The sequence below is a fragment of the Pseudomonas sp. BCA17 genome, assembly GCF_004519405.1.
In the GTDB taxonomy this organism is placed as follows: Bacteria; Pseudomonadota; Gammaproteobacteria; order Pseudomonadales; family Pseudomonadaceae; genus Aquipseudomonas.
Genome location: NZ_SGWI01000001.1, coordinates 170,441 through 182,820, shown reverse-complemented (window position 1 = coordinate 182,820; position 12,380 = coordinate 170,441). Strand labels below are relative to the sequence as shown.

8 protein-coding genes are annotated in these 12,380 nt (G+C 61.5%); all 8 read right to left on the bottom strand.

Annotated features, from left to right (window positions below):
* Nucleotides 1–109: 109 nt before the first annotated feature.
* Nucleotides 110–3,067 (bottom strand): autotransporter serine protease, encoded by a 2,958-nt coding sequence (locus EXW71_RS00730; RefSeq protein ID WP_134657186.1) that lies wholly within the window; start codon nucleotides 3,065–3,067, stop codon nucleotides 110–112.
* 30 nt (nucleotides 3,068–3,097) lie between these two features.
* Nucleotides 3,098–4,432: a TolC family outer membrane protein gene (locus EXW71_RS00725; protein ID WP_134657185.1), complete on the bottom strand. Its 1,335-nt coding sequence runs from the start codon at nucleotides 4,430–4,432 to the stop codon at nucleotides 3,098–3,100.
* A gap of 2 nt (nucleotides 4,433–4,434) precedes the next feature.
* Complete coding sequence (locus EXW71_RS00720) at nucleotides 4,435–5,748, bottom strand: HlyD family type I secretion periplasmic adaptor subunit (RefSeq protein WP_134657184.1); 1,314 nt, start codon at nucleotides 5,746–5,748, stop codon at nucleotides 4,435–4,437.
* Entirely contained in the window at nucleotides 5,745–7,496 is a 1,752-nt protein-coding gene (locus tag EXW71_RS00715; RefSeq protein WP_123718264.1) for a type I secretion system permease/ATPase, read from the bottom strand. The genes EXW71_RS00720 and EXW71_RS00715 overlap by 4 nt, the downstream gene beginning before the upstream one ends.
* A gap of 102 nt (nucleotides 7,497–7,598) precedes the next feature.
* Nucleotides 7,599–7,967: an AprI/Inh family metalloprotease inhibitor gene (locus EXW71_RS00710; protein WP_123718263.1), complete on the bottom strand. Its 369-nt coding sequence runs from the start codon at nucleotides 7,965–7,967 to the stop codon at nucleotides 7,599–7,601.
* 48 nt (nucleotides 7,968–8,015) lie between these two features.
* Nucleotides 8,016–9,449, bottom strand: a complete 1,434-nt coding sequence (locus EXW71_RS00705) for a serralysin family metalloprotease (protein WP_134657183.1) — start codon at nucleotides 9,447–9,449, stop codon at nucleotides 8,016–8,018.
* A 368-nt stretch (nucleotides 9,450–9,817) separates the two neighbouring features.
* Complete coding sequence (locus EXW71_RS00700; protein WP_134657182.1) at nucleotides 9,818–10,921, bottom strand: P1 family peptidase; 1,104 nt, start codon at nucleotides 10,919–10,921, stop codon at nucleotides 9,818–9,820.
* A gap of 9 nt (nucleotides 10,922–10,930) precedes the next feature.
* Entirely contained in the window at nucleotides 10,931–12,295 is a 1,365-nt protein-coding gene (locus EXW71_RS00695; RefSeq protein WP_123718260.1) for an APC family permease, read from the bottom strand.
* Between the last annotated feature and the right edge of the window lie 85 nt (nucleotides 12,296–12,380).

Here is a 12,380-nt window from a genome sequence, read left to right as displayed (position 1 = left end):
TGGCGATGATTCGTTTGTTCACGGTGACCTTCCTTAGTTTTCTTAGTGCACTTTTCTGGAAATCAGATCGTTGCCTGTTGCCTCCCACATTTTTTGATCTGTGGTGGGCTTAGAACTGCCAATTGAGGCTCAAACCCACGCCCTGGGTTGTCTCCCGCCCCCCCAGTTGGCCGGTGTAATCCAGGTTGACCCGCGTCGACGGGCTCAACGCCAGGCTGGCCTGCACGCCGACCAGCGCCGCGTCCCGCAGCAGCGGCGAACTGCCCACGGCGAATGACGGCCCGCCGGCGACAAACGCCAGGTGTTCTTCGGATTGCACAGCGGTGAGGCTGTGCTGCCAGCCCAGCGAGCCAGAGAGTTCCAGTTGCTGGTGATCGTTCAGCGGCAGGGTTTTCAGCGCGCGCATACCCAGGGTGCTAAGCACCGCGTCACGCCGATCGCTGCCGCGCTCCAGCGCGGCGGCATCGCCTTTTTCATGGAAGGCGTCACTGTCCAGATGCACATAAGCCAGGTTGGCGAACGGCTCCAGTGCCAGGGGTTGCAGCTGAACGCGGTAGGCCGCTTCGGTGAACAACTGCGCCGTGCGCGCCTCCAGCTTGGTCTTTTGCTTGCCGCTGACGGCACCGTATTGCAGGTCCCGCTTCACATCGCCACGGTGCCAGCTGTAGGCGCCGCCGACGCTGACCCGCCAGTCACCCAGCTCCCGACCGGCATATGCGCCCAAGTGATAGCTGTCGATGGACGCCGATGAATGCGTGCCGTTGCCCAGGTTCAACCCACTGTCGCTGTAACCGGCGACCACGCCGATACGGGTCTGCTCATCCAGTGCGCCGTCCGCACCGGCCAGCAGGCCGCCGATGGAGCGGGTCGCCCCTGCCGTTTCGCTGCGGCTGTCGGTCTTGCCCCAGGCCCCCAGCGCCTTGATCCACAGGTTGCGTTCACCGGTGACCGGCACATGCCGCAGGCGCTCGCCCACAGCGTCGCGCAATTGCAGGCTGTCGTTGATCAACATCGCGCCGATGGCCGGGTAGATCTCGCCGGACAGCTGCTGCAAGCCCTGCCGGGCCGTGGCCGCCGAATCCGCCAGCAACACGCTTTCGTACACCGGATTTCCTGCGCCCAATTGCTCGGCGGCAGCGGCGACATTGCGCTGGTTACGGGTGGCGGCCACGCTGGCGAACGTGGCGTTGTTGCGGCCTACATCCAACTGCACGCCGTTGGCCGCGTAGTCGAGTGTGCCACCCAGGAACAGGTAATTGGGCAGCACCTGGCCGAACTGCCCCTGGATACCGCCCGCCGCCTGGAGGATGGAATACTGGCGACCGATCAGGCTTTGTACCTGGCTCTGGCTCAGCAACGTGGGACTGTTTTCCAGGGCCAGGGTCACGTTGCCACCGCCGAGTACGGCTTTACCACCCGCGACAATGCGGTCGCTGCCGGCAGGTGTCAGCTCCACGGCGTACGTAGAGCCGGCCCCCAGGTTCACATCCCCCGCCACCTGCAAGGTACCCACCGAGTTGCCCGGTGCCACGCTGCCGCCGTTATTGACGGACAACGCGGCAATCCGCCCGGAGCCGCCGAGGGTAGCGCTGTCGTTGACGGTCACCGCCGACGCCAGCGAACCATTGACCGTCAGCAAGCCACCGTTGACCGTGGTCGCGCCGCGATAGGTGCTGTCGCCGCTGAGCAGCAGCCGCCCGGCACCGGATTTGATCAGGCTGCCCTCGTACACTCGGTTGGCGGCGGCCTGGTCGCGCGCTTTGCCGATGGCGTAGTCCGTCTTGTCCTGTTGGCTGGCATTGGCGGCCACGCCGTTTTGCCAACCCCTGTCGAGCAGCGTTTGCTGCCAGGCTGCGTGCTCGGCACGGTCTTCGGCCTGGCGCTGGATCAGCGCCTGGTCGGTGATGCCATTGCTCCACACATCACCCTGCCCGGCCGCCAGGCTTACGTTCATCGCGCCCAGCAGTTGCCCCGGCCCATGCATGGCCCGGCCCAGGTCCGGCACGCCCCAACCCACTGTGGTGTTGGGCGCCTGGGTGATCGAGCCATCGAGCTGCGTGGCGGTGGTCAACAGCACCTGCAACGCTTGTTCGTTGGTCAGGTAGGGATAACGCTCCATCACCAATGCCAGCGCGCCCGTGGCATGGGGCGCCGACATCGAGGTACCGGACTTCACGCCGTAGCCACCGTCGGGAATGGTGCTATTGATCAGCGCGCCGGGGGTGGAAATGCACCAGTACTTGGCGATGCCGCACTTGTTGTATTTCTGGTTATTCGCCTTGTCCAGCCCCGACACCGCAAGCCAATGCCCTTCCAGCTCCGGCTGGAAATACGGCAGCGCCGAGCGCACGCTGGCATTCGCATAACCGCTGTTACCGGCACTGAACACGTTGATGACGCCCGCCTTGGCCACGTCCGCCGCCGCATCCAGCCAGGTCCCCTGGTTGTAATGCTGGGCGTACGCGGCGTGCAGATCGCCGAGGGTCTGGTAGCTGACATCCTTGGGCTGGCTGCCCCAACTGTTGTTGATGGCCCGCACGCCGGAATCGACCAGTGCGTTGTACACCGTCTTGAAGTACTTGGGGTCGGGGCTGGGGCCGAACAGGAAGCTGTCGTTGGCGTTGGTGTTACCCACGTAGATTTGCGCGTTGTAGGCCACACCGTGCATGCCCACGCCGTCGCGGGCCGCGCCCATGGTGCCGGTGACATGGGTGCCGTGGGAGTCGTTGTTGGGGTTGAGCGCACCGGTAGTGCTGAACGGGCTGCCATCGACGTAGGTGCCGGTGGCCGTGACCGGGTGGAAGCGGTCTTTGGCGGCTTCCGGGTGGCTGGGATCGAAGCCCGAGTCGAGGGCGCCGATTTTCACCCCATTGCCGGTGATACCCGCGGCGTAGGCTTCATCTGCCTTCATGCGCCCCAGCCCCCAGTCACTCTGGAACTCGGCCGTACGCCAACTGGCGGGGTTACCCGGTTGGCCGGTCTCGGTGTAGGCCGCCTGTGCCGCAACGGACAACAGCAGCAAAGAGCCTGCGGTAAAGGGTTTGAAACGCGGTGAATCGGTGATCATCTAAACCATCCTTATTGTTTTTATAGACGCTCATTTCACCGGACCGAAAGCCTCATCGACTTTCGCCAGGTCGGTGTCACGCAAATTGCCGGCGTAGTAGTGCAATTTGGTCCAGGCCATCAGGTAGTCGTAACGTGCCTGAGCCAGGTCGCGACGGGTGCTATACAACTGCTGCTCGGCGTTCAGTGCATCGAGGTTGACCCGCTCACCGCCGAGGATGCTCTGCTTGGTCGACACCACCAGCGCTTCAGCCGAAACCAGGGCCTTCTGATAGGCGCGCAACTTGCTCACCCCCGACAGGCAGGCGCTGAACTGACGGCGCAGCTCGATCAGGGTTTCGCGGGTCTTGCCTTCCAGCTCGTACTCGGCCTGTTCCATGGCGCGGTTGGCCTGGCGGGTAGACGCGGAGACGGCGCCGCCGGCATACAGCGGCAGGCTGAATTCGACGCCGATGGTGTTGGTGTCGTAGCGCTGGTTGTAGGTGTTGCCGCTGTCGGACTCCTGTCGGCGCGAGCTGGCATACGCGGTGATCTTCGGCAAATGCCCGGCGCGATTGCGCTCCACTTCATAGTGCGCGACCTCGACGGCCTGGCGCTGGGAAGCGAGCGTGGGGTTATTGCTGATCGCCAGTTCGTGCCAGGTGTCGTAGTTGGCCGGGGTCAAGGTGAAGGCGGCGAAGCTCTGGTTCAGCGGCGCCAGGTCGTGGATGTCGACGCTCTGCACGCCGATCAATGCCCCCAGTTCCCGCAGGGATGCGTCCTGTTCGTCGAGTGCCTGAATCTCCTCGGCGGTGGCCAGTTCATAACGCGACTCGGCTTCCAGGATGTCGGTGCGCGTGCCCTCGCCTTGCTGGAACAGATGCTGGTTCTGCTGGAACTGTTGCTCGTACGCCTTCTTCTTGGCGCGGGCAATGTCGATCTGGTCCTGGGCGAACAGCGCCTGGGTGTAGTAACTCAACACCCGCACCAGCAGCGCCTGGCTCTTGTCGCGAAAACTCTCGTCGGCAAACAGCGCCTGGGCCACGCCCTTGCGGTAGTTGGCATAGGCTTCATAGTCGAACAACGGTTGCTGCAGGCTGAAGGTGGAGCCGTAGCTGTTGTAGTTGCGGTCGTCCCGATAAGACCCGCCGCGCCCGTCCGGCAGGTGCGCCTCGGAGTTGTTACGGCCCTTGTTGTAGTTGTACGACAGCCTCGGCAGCAGCCCGGCGCGGCCGATGGTGCGGTTTTCCAGCCCGGCGTCGCGCTCCTTGATCGCGCCGAGGAATACCGGGTCGTTACGCAGGGCCTGTTCGTACACATCGAACGGCCCCATGGCCGCTTGGGCACTGCCGCAGGCCAACAGCAAGGCGATGAACACTGACTTCATGCTCATTCCTCGGTCAACGCGGAGCCGGCGCGGTCGAGCAGCGGCTTGAACAGGTAATTGAGCAATGAACGTTCGCCGGTCCGCACGAACATCTCGGCGGGCATGCCTGGCTTGATCACCAGGCCGTGGAGTTTTTCCAGCGCGGCGTCGCTGACGCTGGTACGCAGCACGTAGTACGGGGCGCCGGTTTTTTCATCGAGCATCTGGTCGGCGGAGATCAGGCTGACTTCGCCTGGCACACGTGGGGTACGGCTCTGGTTGAAGGCGGTAAAGAGGATGTCGACCGGCAGATGGGTGCCCACCTTGTCCACCAGGTGCACCGGCAAATGCCCTTCCACTTCCAGGCGCGTGCCCTGCGGCACGATTTCCAGCAAGGTTTCACCGGCGCGTACCACGGCGCCTTCGGTGTGCACGCCAAGGTTGACCGCAATGCCATCGGCCGGGGCGTTGATTTCACTGTGCTGCAGGTCGAACCCCGCCGAGGTCAGTTGCTGCTCCAGGGTCAAACTGCGCAGTTGGGCGTCGGCCAGCTGGCTGCGCACTTCCTTTTGATATTCCTCCTGGTGCTGCTGCAACTTGAGGCGCGACTCGAGGATGCCCTGCGCGACGCGACCGCTTTCCCCGGTGTTTTGCGCCAGGCTTTGCTGGACCTGGGACAACTGACGCTGATAGTCCATCAGACGGTTACGCGGGATATAGCCGTTGTCGGCCAACGGTTGCAGGTTGCTCAGCTGCTCGCGCAGGGACTGCGCCTGGGCCGTGAGGTCGCTGCGGGCACGGCGCATGCCATCCAACTGTGCGGTGGCGCCTTCGATATTGGCGCGAATGCCTGCCTGTTCACGGGCAAAGGCTTCGCGACGGCTGCTGAAGAGTTGGCGCTGGCCTTCCAGTACCAACGCCAGCGCCGGGTCGGGGTTCGCGCTCAATTCAGCAGGAAAAGTGATGCTGGGTTGGTTATCACGCTCGCTCTGCCAGCGGGCAACGCTGGCCCAGGCCAGGCGGTATTGGGCCTGCAGCGACTGCACGTCGGCTTGATGCTGGGTCTGGTCGAGCAAAAACAGCGGTTGGCCTTGTTTTACCGCCTCGCCCTCCTTCACCAGAATCCGGCTGACCACACCTGGGCTCAGGGTTTGCACGGCCTTGCGCTTGCCCGACACCACCACCGTGCCTTGTACCGGAATCCCCTGGTCCAGTGGGGCCAGGCTGGCCCAAAGGAAAAAACCGCCGGCGCCGACGACCGTCAGCAACCAGCCCATCTTGACGAAAAAACCGGCGTCTCGCTGCTTGAAACGTGATTCGAAAGTCGTGCTGCTCATGCGCCTGGGTTCCTTGCGGCTTGATACTGACGGCTAAGGCTCACACCGGCCTTTTCCCGTGGTGCTTCCTGCTGGCCCGACAAGGCGCGCAGCACTTCCTGGCTCGGTCCGAATGCCTGCAACCGGCCTTCATTGAGGACCGCCAATTTGTCAGCCTGGGCCAGCGCTGAAGAACGGTGCGTCACCAGCACCACGCTCGAGCCCTGGGCTTTCATCTGCACGATGGCGCTGGCCAATGCGGCTTCACCGACCGTGTCGAGGTTTGAGTTGGGCTCATCCAGCACGATCAGCCGTGGCCCGCCGTAGAGGGCACGTGCCAGGGCCACCCGTTGTTTCTGGCCGCCCGAGAGGCCGCCGCCGTTGTCGCCCAATACCGTGTCGTAGCCTTGGGGCAAGCGCAGGATCAGTTCATGCACCCCGGCCTGTTGCGCCGCCTTCACCACCTGCTCCGGATCGGCATCGCGAAAGCGCGCGATGTTGTCGGCGATGCTGCCGCTGAACAATTCGATGTCCTGGGGCAGATAGCCGATATGCGGGCCCAGATCATCGCGGTCCCAGCGGTGAATATCCGCGCCGTCCAGGCGCACGGTACCGGCCAGGGTCGGCCATACACCCACCAGCACGCGGGCCAGGGTGGATTTACCGGAGCCCGACGCACCGAGCACGCCCAGTACTTCGCCGGCCTCGAGACTGAAGCTGACTTGATGCAGGGTCGGCAGGCGCCGCCCCGGCGGACCCGCGCTGACCTGCTCGAAATTCACTTGGCCCTTGGGCGCGGGCAATGCCATCTGCTCGACTTCCGGTGGAAATTCACGCAGCAGTCCGTCGAGGCGCTGGTAGGCCAATTTGGCCGAACTCCACTGCTTCCACACCGCGATCAACTGGTCGATCGGGCTGAGTACGCGGCCCATCAGGATGGAGCCTGCAATCATCATCCCGGCGGTCATATCACCCTTGATCACCAGGAATGCACCAAGGCCCAGTACCAGGGATTGCAGGCACAGGCGCAGGGATTTGCTCAGGGAAGTGATCACCGAACCGGTGTCGCTGGCCTTGTTCTGGTAACCGAGAAATTGCGCATGCACGGCGAACCAACGCTTGCGCAACGCACCGAGCATGCCCATGGCCTGGATCGTCTCGGCGTTGTGCAAATGGCTGGTGGCCAACTGGGTCGACTGCTGGGAAAACGCGCCGGCCTCGCCCAACGGCTTTTTGGTCAGGTATTCGTTCAGGCAGGCCAGCGCGATCAATATCACCGCACCTGCCGTGGCCAACACGCCCAACCACACGTTGAACAGGAAAATCACGAACAGGTAGATGGGAAACCACGGCGCATCAAAAAATGCGAACAGCGCGGGCCCGGTGATGAATTGGCGGATAACCGTCAAATCGCCCAGTGACTGCCCGGCATGCCCCTGGCCGCGCTGCAGGTTGCGTTCGAACGCGGCTTTGTACACGCGCAGGTTGAAACGCTGTTCCAACTGGCTGCCGATACGGATCACGATAAAACTGCGCACCACTTCCAGGGTGCCGATAAAGGCAAAGAACCCCACGACCATCAGCGTCAACATCACCAGCGTGGTTTCATTCTGGGAGGACAGCACGCGGTCATACACTTGCAGCATGTAAATCGACGGCACCAGCATCAGCAGGTTAATCAATGCGGTGAAACAGCCGATGCTGATCAAAATACTTTTGTATTCACCCAAGGCCCTGAATAAGGGCGCAACCGCATGGGACTTCGCCATATCTTTTGATCTTCCCTGAAGCGAATGACGCGCAATAGTTGCCCACGCCCTGGATAAGGGATGGCCAACTATGAAATCGAGTTATAGGCTTATAACTGTTAACTAAAGTGCTCGTTGCAATACAACTTCCGAACCTGACGGTGTTCGCCCTTTATATTCACCTTCTCTCTGGCGATTCAAATGAGTAATGCCAGTGCCTTCGGCATTCATCAGCCAGATACCGTCCGGGGTCGGTGACCAAGTCAGGGGTTTATCGCCCAGCCACTGCTCGACGCAGGCGACGTCGCCCGCCAGGGCATTGGCCTGTTCCAGCAGGTCCAGCGCGCAGACCTGATCCTGTTGTTTCAGCTCCCAATGCCCGGCCAATTGGGCGGTAGTGGGTAACACGAGACTGCTCGCCATTGCTTGGGCTCCTGCCAATACGAACATCACCTGCGAAGCACAGGCGATCAAATGGGAAAAACGCGGCATCTGCTGCTCCCTTATAGAGCGCGGCGCCGAAGCGCCGCGCGCTTTACATCACGCCACGATGTCAGTGACAGCGGCCTGGCCAACGGTGGTGACGAGGAAATCCGCCACGCCGTGCCCGGAGAAGTCCACTGCCAGCGTACCCAGGTTAGTACCCGAGGCGTAGGTCAGTACAGCATCGCCGGCATGCCCGGTGAACGCATTGACGAAGCTCAAGCCTGCACCTTTAGTGATGCCGGTGAGGTCAATCTTGTCGGAACCGGAAGTGAAGTCAAAGATCTTGTCCGCAGCACCCGGCTTGGAGTCGGAACTGGCACCGTACACGAAGGTGTCGCTGCCGGCGCCGCCCCACAGTTGGTCCGCACCGCCACCGCCGTAGATGATGTCGTTGCCGGCACCGCCCTTGATGAGGTTGGCTGCGCTGTTACCAATGATCAGGTCGTTGCCCGAACCGCCGAAGGCGTTTTCGACCGTGACGCCCTTGGCGATGGACACGTTGCCCACCAGGCCGCCAACGTCGGAGAACGAGGCTTCATTGAGGTTGATCTTCTGGTTCTGGGTGAAACCGGAGAAGTCCAGGGTGTCGTTGCCGCCACCGTCCCATACCGAGAACACCAGCTTGTCGGCATTGGACGTGGCGCTGTAGAAATCACGCCCGGTGTTGGAGTTGAACCCGTAGGTAGTGTCGCCGGCACGGGTGTTGTAGTTGGCGCCGTAGAGCTTCTGGATCGCGGCGATGTCGTCGATCAGCGGGCCCGAGGAATAAGCTTCGACACCGCCTTTACTGAAGTTCTGGTTGGTGTTGCTCTCGCTCCAGTAACTCATGACGCTGTAGCCACGCGTGTCCTGTCCATAGGTCGCGTCGTTATAGGTCGGGTTGCCATTCCCGGCGTTGTAGTCGCCAGGGTGAGCCAGGCCCAGGGTGTGGCCGATTTCGTGGGTCAGGGTCTGCCGGCCATAGTTGTTCAGGTCCGGCGTCTTGTTCGGCGTGTAGCTGTTGTTGGTCAGGTACCACGAAGTGCCGTCGTAGCCTGCACCGGTGCCGGGCAGGTAAGCGAAGGCGGCTGCGCCGTCCTGGCCACCGCTGTAGTTGCCGAAGGTCATGTGTGCATCACCACCGGAAGCCTTTTCGGTAAAGGTCACGTTGGCGACATCCGACCAGGATTGCATGGCCAGTGCGGCCTGTGCTTTCTGCTGGGTGTTGAATTGGCTGAACCCGGTAATACCATGTTTGCTCATGGTGGCCGAAGACGCCGAGGTGAGGAAGGTGTAGGTCAGATCGATCTTGCCGTTGCCATCAAAGTCCCGGTACGCGGCACCATCCCGCAGCAGCTGGGTAGCTGCCTGGTCCACGGAGTAGGACGGCTTGCCATTGACCGTGAGGTTGCCGCCACGGTCGTACAGATGGCTGAAGCTATCGATCTGCGAATACGCTGTGCTGGTTTGCGCTGCAGAAACAATAGCTTTGTCTTTTACTTTTGACATAAACGTACTTCCTTGTTTGCAAGTGCATCAGTCTTTGTTCGATAGGAACCTCGCGGGCGAGATCGTCCTATCACTCGCCTCTCTTGAAGGCGTATCGAAACTGACACAACTTGAAATCTTTCGTCTACAAATATTTCCGCACTGAAAATGTGACGTAGATTCAACTCGAGGAAGTGCTCTCCAGCATTTATTGGGGGCTATTGCTGTTGCGCGACCAATTGTCGCCCTCTGCTATTTAAATATTAAATAGGGGTAAAGCCGCTCAAGTTGAGCGGCACACTTGGTTAAATGGATCCAATATATTGTCACGGTGTCATCTACAACATTAAAGAGCCACTATCCGCGCTATTAAAGTGCCTTGTCCCCTATTACCGGGCCACACTCCAGCCAGACTTGTTCAACGCACTGAGAAGTGTCTCGCCGGAAAGTCCCGGCACGGTGATGCCCGCTTGCGTGGTCATGTCCTCACCGGCCAGGATGGCGTTGATGATCGCCTCCTCCACCGCCTCCGCCGCGGCACTGAACAGTGGCGAGATATGGTCGTTATTCACCATGTGCAACGGCGTGCTCAGCGGCAAGTCCTTGCGCCCGTAATCGGCCGGTGGAATAGCCTGATTGCCGGTGGCGAACGCCAGGAACAGGTCGCCACTGGAGTCTTCGGTGCCGCCGCCGGTGCGGGCGATACCGATCGACGCGCGCTGCGCCAGGCGCCGGCACTGGTGCGGCAATAACGGCGCGTCGGTGGCAAGGATCACCACAATCGAGCCCATGCCGGGCGTACCGCGCTCGGCGAACGGTGAAGGGATCTCCATCAGGTGGCGCCCCGCCGGGTAGCCATCCACACGCAGCTCCTGGCGTTTGCCATGGTTGGCCTGCACCAGCACACCGACGGTCCAGCCCCCCTGCTCTGCCGGCAAGCGCCGCGATGCGGTGCCGATGCCACCCTTGAACTCGTGGCAGATCATCCCGGTACCGCCGCCCACCGCGCCTTCCTGGACCGGGCCGGACTCCGCATTATTCAATGCATCGCGCACATGCTCAGGCTTGACGTGCTGACCCCAGATATCGTTAAGCAGGCCATCATAGGTTTCCATCACCACCGGCATGCACCAATACATGGCCGGGTCCTCCAGGCGCTCGCGCTCCAGGGCGATCAACGTGTCGCGCACAATGCCGATGCTGTGGGTGTTGGTGATGGCCAGCGGCGTGGTCAACAGCCCTGCTTCGCTGATCCATTCAAGGCCGGTGGCATCGCCGTTGCCATTGAGCACGTGGTAGCCGGCAAAGCACGGTTGATGGCGTGCCTCCCCGGCCCGCGGCTGGATGACACTGACGCCGGTACGCACCTGCTTGCCGTCGATACAGGTCTTGAGCGTGGCATGGCCCACCCGGACACCTGGAACATCGGTGATGGCATTCAATTCGCCGGGCGTGCCCAGCCCCAGCGTGATACCCCATTGACGTGCACGCATAACCACTCCTTACAATTTCTGATACGCCGGACTCGACCGGCCACTGATGCAATAAAAAATCACCGACGTGGCCAGCAAGCCGATGATGATCATGATGTCCCGGATCGACGCAGCCGCGATCAAGGTCATCAACAAATAGCCCGCACCCAGCACCGCCAGTAAAGCCGGCAGCGGCCACAACGGCATGCGGTAAGGATGCTCGCGATCACGCAGCAGCACCCGGCTCATCAACGCACTCAACGCCACCACCAGGTACACCAGCATGATCAGCAACACGCTGAACGAAGTCAGGTCTGCCAGGTTGGAGCTGAAACTCAGCAAGGCCGAGGGAATGGCCAGGAACAGCGTAGCCAACCAGGGCGAATCCCAGCGCGGGTGGATACGGGTAAACAATGTGTTGATGGTGGGCGTCCACAGCGCATCGCGGCCACTGCTGAACACCACGCGGCCAATCTGGATGACGATGGCGACGATGGCATTGAACACCGACAGGAAGATCCCCGCGCTGACCAGCCGTGACAGGGTTTCATTACCGTGGCTGGTCAACAGGTAGCCGATCGGGTCGGGGCTGCTGATCATCGCACTCAGGGATGGCGCGCCAATCAGCAGTGCGGTAATCGGCACCAGCTCGATCACCACCACCAACCCGAGGGACCACAACACCGCCTTGTGCACCCCCTTGCCGCCACACTTCATGTCTTCGGCCAACAGCACGGCCGGGCCATAACCATTGAACGAAAACAGGCCGATGCCGACCGCGCCGATGACCAGGCCCCAGGGGGCCAGATGCAGCAGGCCGTTTTCGACGATCTGCGGCTGGAACAGCACACTGGCCGGTTGTACCGGGTTGCCGAAGCCGATAAACACGATCACCAGCAGTGCCGCCACTTCCAACAGCAGGCAGGTGCCAGTGATCCAGGCATTGAGCTTAATGTTGAGAATGCCCAGGGCATAACTGCACACCACGATGGCCAGCGCCACGGTTTGCGAGTCGAATTGTGTGCCGAGGGCGTTATTCAGGTAAGTGGCTGCACCGGTTGCCAGTACCGGTGGGATAAACAGCAACATCACCAGCACGGTCAAAAACGTCGCATAACCGGCCATACCGCCGAAGACGCGCTTGGCGTACACATACTCACCGCCTGCGCTGTTGTGGGCACGACCCAGTTCGGCGTAACAGAAGGCGAACATCAGCGCGAGCAAAGCCGCCATTACAAAGGCCAGAAACACCCCACTGCCGGCTTGTTGGATGGCAAAGGGCGCGATGACAAACACGGAACTGGCCGGCGTGACCGCCGAAACGGTGATGGCCACCACATCGAAGACGCTCAAGGTGGGCTTGAGCACGCCGTCTGGCGCGGGAGAAGCACTCATATCGTTATCCTCTGTCGTTGTTTTTTGTAGGAGGCAGAAACGAAAAGTCGGGCTTTTGCAGGATATGTTTCCTGCTGAATGGTCT